Here is a 15490-nt window from a genome sequence, read left to right as displayed (position 1 = left end):
ATGGTTGACCGGCTGGCGACGTCCCCGACCGCGACGCTTGCTGTCGGCGTCAGAGCCCCTACCGCCGACATCTATGCGCCGCAATGGCGAAACTTCATTTTCGTTGCGCCATTCTTGTTCTTCTTCACCACGCTGCTGCTCTTCCCGCTGCTCTGGGGGATGTGGCTGAGTTTCCACAAGGCCGACACGTTTTCGTCCGGAAATTTTGTCGGTCTCGGCAATTACGCCAGGCTGTATCACGACAAGGTCTTCCTGCAATCGATCTGGAACACCTTCTACTTCGTGCTTCTGACCGTGCCGACGCTGGCGCTGATCGGCCTTTTCCTGGCGCTTTGCCTCAACCGCCGCACGCGCACTGCCGCGGTTTTGCGGACGCTGTTCTTTTCCTCGTCGGTGCTGTCGGTCACCATCGTCACGCTGATCTGGCGCATCGTCTTCATTCCGAATGTCGGCCTGTTGTCGACGATCTACGGATGGTTCGGCGCAACCGCACCGGCCTTCATTTCCGATCCCAGCCTTGCGATGATCGGCATCGCCATTGCCACCGTCTGGTGGTGCATCGGCCTGCCGATGATGCTCTTTCTCTCGGCGCTCCAGCAGATTCCACAGGATATTTACGAGGCGGCAGCGCTGGACAATGCCAATCGCTGGCAGACGCTACGCTCGATCACGCTGCCGTCGATCAAGCGGACCTTCATCCTGGTGATCATCATCCAGATCGTGCTGCAATTCCAGCTGTTCGGCCAGGCCTGGCTGATGACGCGGGGCGGTCCGAACAACCTGACCAAGCCGATCGTGCTCTACATCTACGATACCGCATTCCGTCGCTGGGATCTCGGCCTGGGCGCCGCGGCATCGGAAATCCTGTTCATCCTCATCCTGGTCGCGGCCATGGCCCAGTACCTGGTGACGCGCAGCAGGGGAGACCAGGCATGAGCGCTCCGGCCGCTTCCATCAAGGGACGGGCATTTGGCGACCATGTGTTGCTGGCCCTCGTCATCCTGCTTTCGATCGTCATGATCGCGCCGGTTCTGTGGGTCATCGGCCTGTCGCTCAAGGACAATACGGAGCTGATGGCCGATCCGAACTCGGTGTTTCACGCGCCCTATACGCTGAAGAACTACATCAACACCGTCGGCACCTCGTCGGTGTTCATCTGGGTGCGCAACAGCATCATCGTCTCAGGCGGGTTGACGTTCGGCACGTTGATCCTGTCGTCGCTCGCCGGCTACGGCTTTGCGCGGCTGAATTTCCCCGGCCGAGACGTGCTGTTCGTGATCGTGCTGTTCGGCCTGGCGGTCCCGGAACAGGCCGTGCTGGTCGCCCGTCACCAGATTTTCAGCATGCTGAAGTTCCACAACACCTATCAAGGGCTCATCCTGCCGGGCCTTTCGGCTCCGTTCGGCGTCTTCCTGATGACCCAGTATTTCAAGGCCATCCCCAAGGAGCTGGACGAAGCCGCCATGCTTGATAACGCCAGCCGGCTCAGGATTTTCTGGAAGGTGCTTCTGCCGCTCACGCTGCCTGCGCAGGCGACGCTCGGCATCTTCACCTTTCTCGGCGCGTGGAACGACTACTTCTGGCCGCTGATTTCGGCGACGAGGAAGGACATGTTCACGCTGACGGTCGGCATGGCCTCGACCCAGACCAATTTCGCCCAGTCCGAAGGCATCGGCTTCCTGATGGCGCAGGCGGTGTTCGCCGGTGCCCCGATCCTGATCGTCTACCTGTTCTTCCAGAAATACATCGTCACGGCGGTCTCCGGCGCTGCGGTGAGATAACGAAGATAGCCTGACGGCCGGGGGAATGGGCAGCGATTGAAGCACGAAAGCCAATCCAGGGTGGAGCGGCGGAAACTCAGTAGGAGGAACTGATATGAAACTGAAGAAAATACTGTTTGCCGCAGTCTCTGCGGGCGCAATGCTGCTCGCAGCTCCAAGCTTCGCGGCCACGGAACTGAGCGTGCAGCGCTTTTTCGGCGCCTGCGATGCTGATTTCGGCACCAACACCGATGCCACCAAGGCCGTTGGCGAATGCGGCATCATTACCTCGCTGATCAACAAGTTCAACGCCGACAATCCCGATGTCCACGTCAACGTCACCACCGTGGAATGGCCCGGCTATGATCAGCTGACCGCCCAGTTCGCTTCAGGCGACGCTCCGGACATCGTCACGATCCATGAATCCGTACTGTCGGATTATCAGTCGAAGGGCCTGTTGATGCCGCTCGACGATCTCTTGAAGTCGGTCGGCGTGACACCCGACGCCTTCACCGACGCGGCACGCAATGGCGCCACCAAAGACGGCAAGATCTATGGCCTGCCGATCGACAGCTGGACGATGCTCTATCACGTCAACATGGATCTTTTCAAACAAGCCGGCCTCGTCAATGCCGACGGCACGCCGATTTTTCCAAAGTCGCCCGAGGAACTGCTCGCCCAGGCCGAACAGTTCAAGCAGAAGACGGGCAAGCCTTATTTCGTCCAGAACCTGGCCAATGAGACTGCACTCTACACACGCAACCTCTACACCTATCTTTTCCAGCAGGATTCCGATTTCTTTGCCGATCCGAAGCATGTGAAATTGAATACGCCGGAAGCCAAGAAGGTCGTCGAGATGTACAAGGCGATCTTCGAGAAGGGCTACACCACCAAGGATCTCGACTATGGCGGCTCGATCAACGCCTTCCTTGCCGGCGAGGGTGGCGTCCATCTCAACGGTACGTGGGTGGTCGGCGATTACAACGCCCAGTCCGAGACCAAGGGGACGGCCCTCAACAAGGGCGGATATGCGGTCTATCCGTATCCGCAGCTGTTTGGCGGCGCCCATGCGCAATATGCCGACGGCCACACCTGGGCCGTTTCGCAGAAAGACCGCACGCCTGAACAGATCGCGGCTATCGGTAAATTCCTGAAGTTCTTCGCCGACAACGACTTCGAATGGTCGCGCACCGGCCACTTGCCGGCCTATAAGGCCGTCATCACTTCGGACGCCTTCAAGGCACTGCCGCATCGCAACACGATCTCTGCGGTCGCTGATCTCGGCAAGCCGCTGCCGTCCGCCGTACAGCGTCAGTTTGCGATCCAGGACATTATCGGCGAAGAGATGAGTGCAGCAATCAGTGGCCAGAAGGACGTCGACACCGCCCTTGCCGACATGGAAAGCCGCGTCAACGAATTGCTCGCCAACATTTGACCACGGGTTTCGAAAGGCCCTCCCAAGGCGCCCCGCGGCTGGAAACGGCCGCGGGGTTTTGGTGAGGGAGTGGTTATTGTCCTCGAATTGCGAGAACTTGCCGGTGGCGATCGGCTCAAGCACACCAACCACGGCGCCGCAATTTCGGCAGCAGCCGACGCAAGCCCTAACCGGAGGGTTTCGTTAGAACGCCGCGGCCATGGGCATTGCGACTTTGTTGGGGATCTGGATGTCGATCTCCAATCTCGACGTCGTTTCGCCGTGATCCATGCTTACCTGCAGGAAATCCTGGTCGACCTGAACATGCCGGGCGATCACCGCCATGATCTCCTCGCGCAACACGGAGACGAGATCGGGCTGGTTGCGGCTTCGACGCTCGTAAGCCAACAGCAGTTGCAAGCGCTCGCGCGCCACGGGCGCGCTGCCGCGGCGCTTGAAGATATCGAGCAGGTTCATGCTGCCCTCCTTCCCAACAGCCGGTCGAGGAGGCCCCTCCGTTCGAAAGGCAGAATGACCGGCAGGTCCTCGCCCTCGAGTCTTCTTGCCGCGTCGATATAGGCGCGTGCGGCGGGGTTGGTGTTTTCGCTGAGCGTAACCGGCGCGCCCACATTGGATGCGCGCAGCACGTCCTGGCTCTCGGGAATTATTCCCAGCAGAGGCGTGGACAGGATCTCGAGAACGTCATCAATGCTGAGCATCTCGCCGCGGGCAGCGCGGGCAGCGTCGTAGCGCGTGACGAGGACGTGTTTGGCAATCGATTCACCTTGCTCTGCTTTCATCGTCCTGGAGTCGAGCAGGCCGATGATGCGATCGGAATCGCGGACCGAGCTCACTTCCGGGTTGGTAACGATTACCGCCTCGTCGGCAAAGCGCATGGCAAGTTGCGCGCCCCGCTCTATGCCGGCCGGGCTGTCGCAGAAGACGTAGTCGAAAACCGATCGGAGCTTGTCGATGACGTCGGCGACGCCTTCCTCGGTGAGAGCATCCTTGTCGCGCGTTTGCGAGGCCGGCAGCAGGAACAGCGTTTCGAGCCGCTTGTCACGGATCAGCGCCTGCGAGAGCTTGGCGGTTCCCTGAATGACGTTGACGATATCGAAAACAACGCGCCGCTCGGCGCCCATGATCAGATCGAGGTTGCGCAGGCCGACATCGAAGTCGACGAGGGCCACCCGCTTGCCGGTTTTCGCGACCGCGGCGCCGAGAGCGGCCGTCGAGGTCGTCTTGCCGACACCCCCTTTGCCGGATGTGACAACCACTACCTTGCCCATATTTGTGCCTCCAATGTTGTTAGTTGAGCGGTGCGACGCAAAGTGCGCCGTCCTCGAGAAAGGCCTGTACCGGCCTTCCTCGCGAGGAGGCGTCCATCTCCTCGGCGGTGCGGTACCAGCCGTCTACCGCCAGAAGTTCGGCTTCATTTTTCCGGCAAAAGATGCGAGCTGCGGAATTTCCCGTGGCGCCGGCGAAGGCACGTCCACGCAACGTGCCGTAGACGTGGATCGATCCTCCGGCGATGATCTCGGATCCGGAACTGACGGAGCCGACAATGACCACGTCGCCATCGGGGTGAAAGATCGACTGGCCGGAGCGGATCGGTGCCTTGATCATCAATGAGTTCGGCGCCTGCGGCTCTTCCGTCTTGGCCTCAGCGGCGGCCTTCGGGTTCGGCTGCGCGTAAAGCGTATCAGCGGTGGCCTCCTTGGTGCCAACGAGGAGCGGCGGCAGATCGGCATCAAGAGCAACATTGCCATTGGCCTCGATCGCGTAAATGCGAATCCCGCGCTCCGCGAGTTGTGAGAGCAGATCCCGCATCTCGCCCACCTCGGGCTTGAACATAGTCAGATCGAGCACAACCGGGCGGCCGGCAAAGAAGCCGGGAGAGTTTTCGGTCCAGTGATCGAGGCTTTGCAGCCATTCCCCTAGCGGGGCCTCAGGGGTGAGGGTGAAGGCTACAAACGAGCGCGCTCGAAAGCGTATGGACTTGTTTTGGATGGGAGCGACGCAGGTCACAGAGGCGAGTCCTTACTGATTGGTTAAGGCTAGCCCGGCATGGTTAACGAAAAGTTAATGGCGGCTGCCCGAGGCGTTGGCGGAGGCATTCTTTTTGCCTCCGATCGTCCCGCCGGCGCTGCTTCCGGTGCAAGACGAGGTCCTCCTCGCGGCTGCCTGGAGGCGCATCCAGTTCACGAAGTCGGCCGACCGGTATATTGTTGTCGGAATGCCGGGCCTATTAAGGAGTTATCGGTTTGACAAGCGTTGCCAAGGGGCCTGTCGCAGATCGCGGTCGCGCTACCTATGACCTTGGCGCGACCGCCATCTTTGCTTCCAAATCAGACCCGCGCTTTCACTACTGCCTGTATGTGCCTCCCGCGGTTGGAGAAGGGGCCAAAGTCGACCTGATGGTCGCCGTTCATGGCACCGGCCGCACCTCTTTTCTTGGATTCCGCGACGCGTTTTCCGAGTTCGGACGCTGGAACGGCTGCGCCGTTTTGTGTCCGCTGTTCCCGATCGGCGTTCTCGGGGATGATGCCCGCAGCGGGTACAAATATATGCTTGAGGGCAACATACGCTACGATCAGGTGCTGCTCGCCATGATTGAGGAGGTCAGCGCCAAATACAGTCAGGATTGGAGCCGCTTTGCCATGTTCGGATTTTCCGGCGGCGGGCATTTCACGCATCGTTTTGCGATGCTGCATCCCGACAGGCTCTGGGCGGCCTCAATCGGCGCGCCAGGCTCGGTGACCTTGCTCGATCCGACGCGTGACTGGTGGGTGGGCATTCGCGATCTCCCGGAGAAGTTCGGCATCACCTTCGATGCCGCAGCGCTGGCAAAAGTGCCTTTCCAGATGATCGTCGGCGACGCCGACCTAGAGACTTGGGAAATCACTCATGTCCAAGGCAGCACCCATTGGATGCCAGGCGCCAACGATGCCGGGCGAACACGGCCGGAACGCCTCATGGCATTGTGTCGATCGTTCGAGGAGGCGGGTGCGCGCGTGCGTTTCGATTTGCTGCCAGGCGTATCTCATGAACGGGACGCGGTTCTCGATTCGGTCAAGGACTTCCTCGCCCAACAACTCAAGGAACGAGGAAACGCCCGACTATGAGCCGCTGCGCTCCAGCTTGTGAAGAGATTAGGGCAATCAAGACCCGCCCGCGTCGATCGCATCCAACCGCGATCTGCTGGCCGTGCGCGACAACTAGACTAGAGCAACGCTTCGTAGCGATCGCCGATCTTGTCGACTGTGAAATCCAGCGCCCTGTTTCTCAGCACGGCAGCAGGGATGGGGTGATCCAGCATTTCGGCCATCGCCTTCGCAAGGGCTGCGGCGTCACCGACTGGCACCAAGGCGCCGAAGCGGCCGTCACCGAGTATTTCTCGCGGGCCATGCGGGGCATCGGTGGAGATTACGGGGACACCTGCAGCCATGGCCTCGACCAACACGTTGCCAAAGCCTTCGCTGGTCGATGACAGAACGAACAGATCGGCTGCGGCATAGCAAGCTGCGGGGTCGTTGACGTAGCCGGCAAAGAGCACGTGCGCGCCGATACCGGTCTCTTCGGCATAGGCGTGCAATTCGGCAGCCAGCGGACCTTCGCCGAAGATGACAAGCCGGGCAGGGCGGCCGGCGCGCAGGGCAGCGAAGGCCCGCAGCAAAGTCCGGTGGTCCTTGACCGGCACCAGGCGTCCGGCGGTGGCGATGACCGGGCCATCGCCCATCGCCGCCAACGCTGCCTGCCAGGCATAGGAATTCCTCTGCGGTGCTTCAGCCGGCGGCAGCGGGTTGTTGATGACGACGACCTTGGATTTGGGGAAGCCGCGGGCGATGATGTCACGGCCGACACCCGCCGAAACGGCGATGGCTTTGGTTGCACGCGCGCCAACCAGCGCGGAAAGCCCGATCGCCAGTCTCGCGCCGAGGCCGCTGGCAGGCAGCGAGGCGGCGGCGTGGAAACTTGGAAAGAATTTTGCCCGGCTTCTGGCCAACATGAGTGACAGCGCCATCACCAGATTGGCGAATTCCGGGGCACTATAGACCGCATCAGGATCAAGGCGGCGGAACAAATTTGCGCTTCGCACGATGCCTTTCAGCGTCGCCGACTTGGCGTAACCCTCGCCGCGCAAGAGAAGGCCGAAGTCGACCAGATGCACGGCAGCGGAACGCAGCGCGGCGTTAGGGCCTTCCGCGTTCCAGGTAAAAAGCGTGACCTCGTGGCCACGCGACGCCAGTTCATTTGCCATCAGGACGAAGACACGTTCGGCGCCGCCGCCCCTCAGGCTGGCGATGTGGAAAACGATGCGCTTCACCATGCCTTGCTTCAGGCTCGGCTGGCGGCAAGGCCTGATCGGTTCGGCGGCCGACGCATGTCGCGGATGATGCCCATGCCGATGGCCAGCAGCATGCCCAGGGCAAAGCCTGCGAACGCTCCTGCGCCTGCTACCAGGGCAGTGCGCGGGGGCCATGAGCGCGCGGGCGGGGGCACCGCGGTCGAAATCACCTGTACGTTTGTCGTGTCGATCTGCTCGCGCTCGCTGATTTGGCGTGCACGTGACAGGAAGCTCTCATAGACGGCTCTCTTCGAGGCGGCATCGCGTTCAAGTTCACGCAGGGCGACTTCGGACTCGCTGTCGGTGAATACATTGCTCTTCAGATCGTTCATCCTGGCGTTGAGAGAAGCCAACGAGGCCCTGGCCTTGTCCAGGCTGGCCTTTGCCGTGCCGACGGTGCGGGAGAACTCGGCCCGGAGTTGCGAGTTGACGGTCTCGAGCTCCGTCCTGAGCCTGACAATCGTCGGGTGACGCGGGCCGAAGGTCATCGACTGTGAATCGATCTGCTGCCGCAGGCTGTTTGACCTGTCGCGCAGCGCTGCGAGCGCTTCCGAAACCGTGGGGTCGGGATTTGCCCCATTGATGCCGGAGGCAACCAGGGCGTCGTAGCTTGCCTGCGCGGCAATGACGCCCGATTGCGCATCGACGATTTCGCCATTGAGCTGCGTCAGCGTCTGCGAACTGACAAGCTGGCCATTGCTGGTGGACAGATTGTGGCTACGCCTGTAGCTCTCGACCTTCTCTTCGGCTGCCTGCACGTCGCTCTTGAGTTGGCCAAGCCGGCTGTCGAGGGCTGCCGCGGCACGGCTGGCGCCGGCAGCTTCTGCCTTGGCCAGTTCTTCCTGGAAGTTTTTGACTAGGGCCTGCGAGATCAGGATCGCCTTGGCGGTGGTTTCCGCAGATACCGAGAGGGTTGTGACGAACGATGTCGGGTCCGCGATGGCGTCTACCCGGTCCGCCAGATTCTTCAAGGCGATGAGCCTCGGGTCGGGCTTCGCCACAGCGCCAGACGAGGATGTGCTCCGGTCCGGATCGAAGAATTCTGGATCGTGAGTCAGATTCAGTTCGTCCACCACACGGGAAAGCACGTTGCCCGAGGTCAGGATACGCTGCTTGCTGCGTGTGCTGAGCAGCTGGCTATCGACCTGGCCCGGTTGCGAGTAGAGGTCGTTTTCCACAACCTGCAAATTGGAAGGGTTGATGAGGACCTCCGTCGTGACGGTGTAACGCTGCTTGCTCAGCAATGCATAGGCGCCGCCGACAATGCCGCCGATTACCGCCAGCATGAACGCCAGGGCGAGGCCGGCCCGCAGCCAGACGAACAGGCGTCGAAAATCGAGCTCGAGGAAATCGCCGATCTTGTCCAGGGTCACCGTGGCGACAGGCTCTGGAGGTTGCGGCGTCACCGGTGCGGAGCTTAACGCTGCGACTGGGCCATGCTGTTGCAGCAATGCCCTGCGCCGTGCATTGGCAATACGCTCGAATGCACTGTTGTTGGAAGCCGTCGCGGAGATAGGGGGGGTGCCGGAACCGGCAGACATGGTGACAACCCTTGTTAAATCATTACGCTTGGCCTGCTCTACAGAAATATCGTTAACATCTTATTTTCCAAGTTGGCCCATTTTGCCGTTCACACGGTCCGCTTGGCGGACGCTGAAGGGATTCGTTGCCCAGAATGCCGTTCGAATATCGCCATTTGGATGGGCCATGAGCTACCCCGCTGCCACTTCGGAACGAGTGTTGTCCAGTCGAGCGCGCCGTCAGAACGCGCTGTCGCTGCTGTTTTTCCTATGTGCAGCGTTCGCGCTCCTGCTTCGCTTTACGGTGTCGCCGCAAGTGATGAACATGGTCGTCGACTATACGGCCCAGGGAGGCTCGTTCTACGAAAAGCTGCATTTCGGCACCTATGCGATCATCCTACTGCTTCCTATCGTTCTTTTCAGCCGGCCGTTTTTGCTGCACGGCGATGAAATTGGAATATTCAAGGCGTTGATCCGCTATTCGGTGCTGATGTTCGCGCTGGTGCCTTATTTGTTCGTTACCGGCCGTGCGGGCTCCTCCGGCTTCATCATCGATACCTATCTGGTGGCCGGCGCCACAGGCCTGCTGATGCTGGCATTGAATGCAGAGGTGCGGCGGGCGTTGGGAGACGTCGTGCTTGGAATGGCGGTCCTGAGCGCTGTCATCGGCACCATCGAGGCGGTGACTCAACATCGGTTGTTGCCCTATGGCTTGAACGAACTGCAATTCAGGCCAACTGGCCTGTCGGCTCATCCGCTGGCACTGGGCGCGCTCTGCGCCACGACCATCGGATTTGTGCCGCTGACGCACTGGCGCATTTGGGCGCGGGTGATGGCGATCTTGCTGTTATTCATCGGTTGCGCTGCGTCAGGCGCTCGCGCTGCGCTGATGCTCGCGACGGCGGAAATCCTCATTCTGCTGCTGTTCGTGCCCTGGCCGGGCCTATCGCTCAAATACGAGCGGCAGGCCAAATTTGTCGTACTGATGTTCACCGTCGCCGGTGGTGCGGTGCTCGTAGCTGTACTGTTTGCGGGCGGTCTGCTGAATCGGTTCAGCAACACCATCTTCGACGAAAACTTCATGGCCCGGGTGACCATTTACCAGGTGTTCGGACTAGTCAGCTGGAACGACATCCTGTTCGGCATGAACGTTGACGACCTGCTGGCGATCGTCAGGCAGAAGCTGCATCTGCCCTACATCGAAAGCGCGCCTGTGGTAATCATCTTGCTCTTCGGCCTGCCCATAGCCCTGCTGTTTACAGCGCTGATATTCTGGTTTGTCTTCCGGCTGCTGCGAGGGGCGCCGCTGCCGGCATGGATCGGCACCATAACGTTCTTGCTTGCTGCGCTGTCGAACAACGCGCTTTCGTCAAAAACGCCGGACATGACGATCATCGTGGTGTTGCTGCTTGCCTACAGGGACCAGTCTTCGGTCGCGGCATTGAAGCCGGCTGGATCTCGTTAAGCACGGGCCTCAAATCCGGTCAGCCGGCGCTGTCCACGACCTCGACACGTCCCGCGCGGTTGAGCGTGTGAATGCCCGCGCGGGCCCATGCCGGCCCCGGATCGATTGGGCGGGGCAGTTCGAAACGGATATCGAAATCATCAAGCCGATCCAGTCGCATTAACCCCAGGCCGCCACCATAGGCTCTTGAGCCGTTTTGCACCGGCAGCAGCAGCGAGCCCTCCTGGCGGATAAAGGCGCCGCCCGGCCGAGTGGCGGAGTGGTCGACCGCGACGGGATTGAGCGCGTGCGCAGCCCACGGCCCACGCAGCGCCGGGGCGGAATAGACCGCCATCGTGTCAGACGCGCTACCGTGACCGAACCGCTCAGTCCCCAACAGCCAGAAGCGGCCGTCGGATTCGAGCAGCGTGGCGTCGTTGAAATCCCTGTTCGTCATCAGCACCGTATCGCGTACCCAGCGATCCGGAAACTGCACGGCACGGTAGAGCACCAGTTCGCGCGCCGTAGCGCTTTCCGGGATCATGAAAATCTCGCCGGAGCGAGCGAACACCTGCGGATATGACAGGTGGTGTGCTTCCTCCAGCACCACCTTCGGCACGCCGAAAGTGCCGTCGGTGCCGAGTTCGGCTACCGAAATCACGCCGCGGCCCGTGGCATAGGGAAATTCCTCGACAAACAGAAAATGGCGGCCGTCGCGCTCGAGAACGAACGGATCGGCGTAGAAGCGCTGCCCGTCATCGGCAAGCACGGTGAACGGCTTACCGTCGAGTCGTCCGGTCTCGGCGACGCCTGGACCGTCGATCAGCCGGTAAGCAACCTGCCAATAGAAGGGGCGCCGACCACGTCGCAGTTTTTGCACCGCGCGGTCGACCATTCCCCTGCCGAAAAAGGGCAGATAGTGCCTGATAAATCCGCCTTTCTGCAGGGGCGGCGCCGGGCTCTCAATAATCGGCGCAAGTTTGCCCGCGGAAAAGCGGGCGACACATTGGGCGATCAGGGAGATGGCGCCGGCGAGCAGGTCGTTGCTGGTCCGGGAGAGCCATAGCCGATCGCTGATCATCGGCCGCGCCCTGGCGACGGCAACGCCGTCGAGGCGCGCGGTGAGTTCGGGCAACCGCCCGCTCGCCAGCATCTCGGTCATGCCCGCGGCAAAGCTGCTGTGGCCGCAAAATTCGAGCGTCAGGACAGGCGTGCCCCGTCGGGCGGCGATAGCGGTAAGATCGACTACAAGATCGACTGGGCCGGTATCGCCGGATCGCAACGGCTCGGAACGGCTTGCCAATGAGGGGCCGAAGCGCCGGCCCTCGAGCGCCAGCACATTATCCATTCCGCGCGCATTGGGTTCAGGCGTCGGCGCGCGGCTACTCGAAACCGCATGTCCAGCCGCACTCAACCGCGCCAGAAGCTCATTTTCCCAGCGCCGGGATGCGTCGGCGTGGCCGATGATTAAAATATTAGTCAATCCAATATATTCTTTTTCAAGACTACTACCGTAGACTACTTGTCAGCCCAACCTTTCACAAGAGTTAAGCCGGGAGAACGCGGCCTTGGTTGTTAATCATATATTAAGAATTGAGATCACGAAGGCGCTTCTCGACGCTATTATAGCTCGTGCGGGCAATAGTCGGCATGTCCCGAAGGCTGCAGGCGACCAGGATCAGCGATGAACGTCCTTTCACGTCCAAAACTGCCATCGAGGCAGAAACTGCTGATCGTGTTCGGCACGAGGCCGGAGGCACTCAAATGCTTTCCAGTGGCGCGCGCCGCCCTTGCTCATCCAGGCTTCATCACCGAAATATGCATAACCGCCCAGCATCGCGAAATGGTCGACCAGGTTGTCGAGCTGACCGGCCTGCCTGTGCATCACGATCTCAACATCATGCAACCCGGCCAGTCGCTGTTCGACGTGACCTCGCGCGTGCTCCTTGGCATGGCCGAGGTGCTGGACAAGGCCAAGCCCGATATCGTCATGGTGCAGGGCGACACCACCACGGCGATGGCCGCGGCTCTGGCTGCCTTCTACAAGCGTATCCCGGTTGCTCATGTCGAAGCAGGATTGCGCAGCCACAACGTCAACTCGCCGTTTCCTGAAGAACTGAACCGCAAGATTGCCGGCGACATCGCCACCTGGCATTTTGCGCCGACCGTTCAGGCGCGCGACAACCTCATCGCCGAAGGAAAAGCCGAAAGCACCATCTTTGTGACCGGTAACACGGTGATCGATACACTGTTGCATTTTTCAAGCGCGATCGATGCCGACAGGCTGATGAACGCGAAGCTCGCTGCCCGCTTCCCTTTCCTCGACCCTTCCAAGAAGATGATCCTCGTCACCGGCCATCGCCGCGAGAATTTCGACGGCGGCATCCAGCGCATCTGTACGGCGTTGAAGGGATTGGCGGCGCGCGGAGACGTGCAGATCGTCTACCCTGTCCATCCAAACCCCAATGTGCGCTCAGTGGTCAACGCAGAGCTGGAAGGCGTGCCGAACATCCACCTGGTCGAGCCGCAGGACTATCTGCCGTTCCTGTACCTGCAGAAGCAGAGCTATCTGGTGCTTACCGATAGCGGTGGCGTGCAGGAAGAAGCGCCTTCACTCGGCAAGCCGGTGCTGGTAATGCGCGAAAATACCGAGCGACCCGAGGGGATCGTGGCCGGCACCGCCCGTCTTGTCGGCACCGATGTCGAGAAAATCCTGTTCAACGCCAATCGCCTGCTCGACGATCAGGCTGCCTATCGCGGCATGGCGGAACGACACAACCCATATGGCGATGGCCGGGCCAGTAACCGGATTGTTGAGGAACTGCTGCATCATGGCTGAAATCAAAACCGTTTCCGTAATCGGCATGGGCTATATCGGCCTGCCGACCTGCGCCATTTTCGCCAGCCGCGGGCTCAACGTCATTGGCGTCGATGTCAACGGAGCGGTGGTCGAGAAGGTCAACCGCGGCGAAATCCACATCGTCGAGCCGGACCTTGACGGTCTGATCCAGAAGGTCGTGGCGAACGGCAAGCTCATGGCCTACAGCACGCCGCAGCCGGCGGACGCCTATATCATCGCCGTGCCGACCCCGATGACCCACGACCATAAGCCGGACGTGACCTACGTGCTCGCGGCGGCACGAAGCATCGCCCCAGTGCTGAAGCGGGGAGACCTTGTGGTATTGGAGTCGACATCGCCGGTCGGAACCACGCGGATCATGACCGGGCTGCTTGCCGAATCGCGGCCCGATCTCAAATTTCCTGTCCAGCATGGCGAAGATGCCGATGTGCTGGTCGCCTATTCGCCCGAGCGCGTGCTGCCGGGAAAGGTGCTGACCGAGCTGATCAACAATGATCGCTCGATCGGTGGATTGTCACGCAAATCGTCGGAACGGACCGCGGCACTCTATGCGACCTTCGTCACTGGCGACCTGTTCATGACAACGGCCGAAAGTGCTGAGCTGGTGAAACTGACGGAGAACGCGTTCCGCGACGTCAACATCGCCTTTGCCAACGAGCTTGCAGCAGTGTGTCAGGATCTGTCTCTCAATGTATGGGAAGTGATCGATCTCGCCAATCGGCACCCTCGCGTGAACATCCTCCAGCCGAGCCCGGGCGTTGGCGGTCACTGCATTGCGGTCGATCCATATTTTATCATCGATGCCGCACCCAACAGCACGCGGCTGATGGCTTCGGCACGCCGGATCAATTCCGAGCGGCCCATGTCGGTGGTCAGGGATATCGAGGCCTTGCTCGATCCCTCCCGCAAGCAGACGATCGCCTGTCTTGGCCTCAGCTTCAAAGCCAACATCGACGATTTGCGCGAGAGCCCGGCCGTCGAAGTGGTGAAGCTTCTGTCCGATATCCCCAATGTGAAGATCATTGCGGCTGAACCCAACACAAATGCGCTGCCGCACGAGCTCGAGGGCAGGGGCATCGCGTTCACCGATGCACTTTCGGCCATCGACAAATCCGATATCGTCGTCCTCCTGGTCGACCATCGGCAATTCAATCTGGTCGACCCCGAAGCGCTCAAGGACAAGAAGCTCGTCGATACGAGGGGCCTGTGGACGTGGCGCAAGGCGCGCAAGCCGGACGCCCGCATCGAAGGCAAGAAACCAGAGATCGCACAAGTGCCGCTTGCAAGGGAGCAGGCCGCATGAACGCGCACGCCCCGGCATGGGCGCAGCATTCCCTGTTGGCGTCACGGCGCCGGGAGTTCCTTGGCGCACCTATCCATGCGCTGACCATGGCAGAGACGCTGGCCATCGCCGAAGAGGCGATGACCCTGCGGCGGCCGCTGCACCATGTGGTGGTGAATGTCGCCAAGCTGGTGACCATGCGCCAGAACGCCGAACTGCGCGACGACGTGGCCGGGGCGGACGTCGTCAATGTCGATGGCATCGGCGTGCTTTGGGGTGCGCGTTTGTGCGGCGTCGCGTTGCCCGAGCGGGTGGCGGGCGTCGACATCATGATCAATCTGCTGAGCCTCTGCGCGATGCGTGGATTCAGGCCGTATCTGCTGGGGGCCGAACAGCACGTTCTCGATGCGGTCGTAGCGAGACTTGCCAATGACCATCCGAGCCTCAGCATAGCGGGAACGCGCAACGGCTATTTCAAGCCGGAGGACGAGGCCGGGATCGTCGCGGCGATCAACGCCTCTGATGCCGACTGCCTGTTGGTGGCCATGCCGACACCGCGCAAGGAACGCTTTCTCAAACGCTACCGCGATGAACTCGCCCCAAGCTTCGTGATGGGCGTGGGCGGCAGTTTCGACGTCTATGGCGGCAAGGTTGCCCGTGCGCCGAGGCTGATACAAGCGGCCGGCCTGGAGTGGCTGTTCCGCGTCGTCCAGGAGCCGCGACGCTTGTGGCGCCGCTACTACGATACCAACACTGCCTATGCCGGGCTGCTCTGCCGGGAGTTCTGGGAGCGTCGCTGGCGCCGAAACGCCGGTTTATAGATTCGCGTTCCCTCACAAACAGGCCTCGGCCCTGGACTTCC

Annotated in this window: 14 protein-coding genes; 8 read left to right on the top strand and 6 right to left on the bottom strand. The window is 61.0% G+C overall.

Features of this window, described 5'->3' with window-relative positions; all coding sequences use genetic code 11:
* The 3 genes from NKH80_RS03655 to NKH80_RS03645 all read left to right on the top strand — a co-directional run bounded on the left by NKH80_RS03655 (window position 1) and on the right by NKH80_RS03645 (window position 3195).
* On the top strand, window positions 1-936 hold the full coding sequence (locus NKH80_RS03655; RefSeq protein WP_352507215.1) for a carbohydrate ABC transporter permease: 936 nt from the start codon (window positions 1-3) through the stop codon (window positions 934-936).
* Complete coding sequence (locus tag NKH80_RS03650; RefSeq protein WP_352507214.1) at window positions 933-1781, top strand: carbohydrate ABC transporter permease; 849 nt, start codon at window positions 933-935, stop codon at window positions 1779-1781. The genes NKH80_RS03655 and NKH80_RS03650 overlap by 4 nt, the downstream gene beginning before the upstream one ends.
* A gap of 94 nt (window positions 1782-1875) precedes the next feature.
* Window positions 1876-3195 carry an ABC transporter substrate-binding protein gene (locus NKH80_RS03645; protein WP_352475706.1) on the top strand — a complete coding sequence of 440 codons (1320 nt, stop codon included), beginning with the start codon at window positions 1876-1878 and terminating at the stop codon, window positions 3193-3195.
* A 183-nt stretch (window positions 3196-3378) separates the two neighbouring features.
* Here the strand turns inward: NKH80_RS03645 and minE are convergent, their stop codons facing one another.
* The 3 genes from minE to minC are packed head-to-tail and all read right to left on the bottom strand — an operon-like array spanning window position 3379 to window position 5202.
* A complete protein-coding gene (minE, locus tag NKH80_RS03640; protein WP_023677151.1) occupies window positions 3379-3651 on the bottom strand; it encodes a cell division topological specificity factor MinE in 273 nt (90 codons plus the stop codon).
* Window positions 3648-4463, bottom strand: a complete 816-nt coding sequence (gene minD / locus NKH80_RS03635; RefSeq protein ID WP_254819515.1) for a septum site-determining protein MinD — start codon at window positions 4461-4463, stop codon at window positions 3648-3650. The genes minE and minD overlap by 4 nt, the downstream gene beginning before the upstream one ends.
* 19 nt (window positions 4464-4482) lie before the next feature.
* Window positions 4483-5202 carry a septum site-determining protein MinC gene (gene minC / locus NKH80_RS03630; RefSeq protein WP_352737328.1) on the bottom strand — a complete coding sequence of 240 codons (720 nt, stop codon included), beginning with the start codon at window positions 5200-5202 and terminating at the stop codon, window positions 4483-4485.
* A 236-nt stretch (window positions 5203-5438) separates the two neighbouring features.
* Here minC and NKH80_RS03625 point away from each other — a divergent pair, with 236 nt between their 5' ends.
* Window positions 5439-6299, top strand: coding sequence for an alpha/beta hydrolase (locus NKH80_RS03625; RefSeq protein WP_352989704.1), 861 nt, complete (start codon window positions 5439-5441; stop codon window positions 6297-6299).
* Between the two features lie 98 nt (window positions 6300-6397).
* Here NKH80_RS03625 and NKH80_RS03620 read toward each other — a convergent pair whose 3' ends face one another.
* Window positions 6398-7504: a glycosyltransferase gene (locus tag NKH80_RS03620; protein WP_352989701.1), complete on the bottom strand. Its 1107-nt coding sequence runs from the start codon at window positions 7502-7504 to the stop codon at window positions 6398-6400.
* A gap of 8 nt (window positions 7505-7512) precedes the next feature.
* Complete coding sequence (locus NKH80_RS03615; RefSeq protein ID WP_352822618.1) at window positions 7513-9063, bottom strand: GumC family protein; 1551 nt, start codon at window positions 9061-9063, stop codon at window positions 7513-7515.
* 166 nt (window positions 9064-9229) lie between these two features.
* Here NKH80_RS03615 and NKH80_RS03610 point away from each other — a divergent pair, with 166 nt between their 5' ends.
* The gene (locus NKH80_RS03610; RefSeq protein ID WP_254819510.1) at window positions 9230-10507 is read left to right on the top strand and encodes a VpsF family polysaccharide biosynthesis protein; all 1278 of its coding nucleotides are present in this window, start codon (window positions 9230-9232) and stop codon (window positions 10505-10507) included.
* A gap of 19 nt (window positions 10508-10526) precedes the next feature.
* On the opposite strand, the gene NKH80_RS03605 is transcribed toward NKH80_RS03610, so the two are convergent.
* Window positions 10527-11648: a glucosamine inositolphosphorylceramide transferase family protein gene (locus NKH80_RS03605; RefSeq protein ID WP_352989697.1), complete on the bottom strand. Its 1122-nt coding sequence runs from the start codon at window positions 11646-11648 to the stop codon at window positions 10527-10529.
* A 522-nt stretch (window positions 11649-12170) separates the two neighbouring features.
* Here NKH80_RS03605 and wecB point away from each other — a divergent pair.
* From wecB to NKH80_RS03590, 3 genes are read left to right on the top strand one after another with little or no spacing between them, the layout of a single operon-like run.
* Window positions 12171-13325: a non-hydrolyzing UDP-N-acetylglucosamine 2-epimerase gene (wecB, locus tag NKH80_RS03600; protein ID WP_352507206.1), complete on the top strand. Its 1155-nt coding sequence runs from the start codon at window positions 12171-12173 to the stop codon at window positions 13323-13325.
* The gene (gene wecC / locus NKH80_RS03595) at window positions 13318-14649 is read left to right on the top strand and encodes a UDP-N-acetyl-D-mannosamine dehydrogenase (RefSeq protein ID WP_352989694.1); all 1332 of its coding nucleotides are present in this window, start codon (window positions 13318-13320) and stop codon (window positions 14647-14649) included. Before wecB ends, wecC begins: the two co-directional genes overlap by 8 nt.
* On the top strand, window positions 14646-15449 hold the full coding sequence (locus NKH80_RS03590) for a WecB/TagA/CpsF family glycosyltransferase (RefSeq protein ID WP_352507204.1): 804 nt from the start codon (window positions 14646-14648) through the stop codon (window positions 15447-15449). The genes wecC and NKH80_RS03590 overlap by 4 nt, the downstream gene beginning before the upstream one ends.
* Window positions 15450-15490 lie beyond the last annotated feature (41 nt).

Origin of the sequence: Mesorhizobium sp. M0904 (assembly GCF_040319475.1) — a bacterium.
Lineage (GTDB): Bacteria > Pseudomonadota > Alphaproteobacteria > Rhizobiales > Rhizobiaceae > Mesorhizobium.
The sequence above is the reverse complement of the archived record's forward strand: the minus strand, read 5'-3'. Positions and strand labels throughout refer to the sequence as shown.

What these genes read in the sequence shown, in the direction of transcription:
- NKH80_RS03655 (WP_352507215.1), top strand. Translation starts at nt 1, where the DNA reads ATGGTTGACCGGCTGGCGACGTCCCCGACCGCGACGCTTGCTGTCGGC.
- NKH80_RS03650 (WP_352507214.1), top strand. Translation starts at nt 933, where the DNA reads ATGAGCGCTCCGGCCGCTTCCATCAAGGGACGGGCATTTGGCGACCAT.
- NKH80_RS03645 (WP_352475706.1), top strand. Translation starts at nt 1,876, where the DNA reads ATGAAACTGAAGAAAATACTGTTTGCCGCAGTCTCTGCGGGCGCAATG.
- minE (WP_023677151.1), bottom strand. Translation starts at nt 3,651, where the DNA reads ATGAACCTGCTCGATATCTTCAAGCGCCGCGGCAGCGCGCCCGTGGCG.
- minD (WP_254819515.1), bottom strand. Translation starts at nt 4,463, where the DNA reads ATGGGCAAGGTAGTGGTTGTCACATCCGGCAAAGGGGGTGTCGGCAAG.
- NKH80_RS03620 (WP_352989701.1), bottom strand. Translation starts at nt 7,504, where the DNA reads ATGGTGAAGCGCATCGTTTTCCACATCGCCAGCCTGAGGGGCGGCGGC.
- NKH80_RS03615 (WP_352822618.1), bottom strand. Translation starts at nt 9,063, where the DNA reads ATGTCTGCCGGTTCCGGCACCCCCCCTATCTCCGCGACGGCTTCCAAC.
- NKH80_RS03610 (WP_254819510.1), top strand. Translation starts at nt 9,230, where the DNA reads ATGAGCTACCCCGCTGCCACTTCGGAACGAGTGTTGTCCAGTCGAGCG.
- NKH80_RS03605 (WP_352989697.1), bottom strand. Translation starts at nt 11,648, where the DNA reads ATGACCGAGATGCTGGCGAGCGGGCGGTTGCCCGAACTCACCGCGCGC.
- wecB (WP_352507206.1), top strand. Translation starts at nt 12,171, where the DNA reads ATGAACGTCCTTTCACGTCCAAAACTGCCATCGAGGCAGAAACTGCTG.
- wecC (WP_352989694.1), top strand. Translation starts at nt 13,318, where the DNA reads ATGGCTGAAATCAAAACCGTTTCCGTAATCGGCATGGGCTATATCGGC.
- NKH80_RS03590 (WP_352507204.1), top strand. Translation starts at nt 14,646, where the DNA reads ATGAACGCGCACGCCCCGGCATGGGCGCAGCATTCCCTGTTGGCGTCA.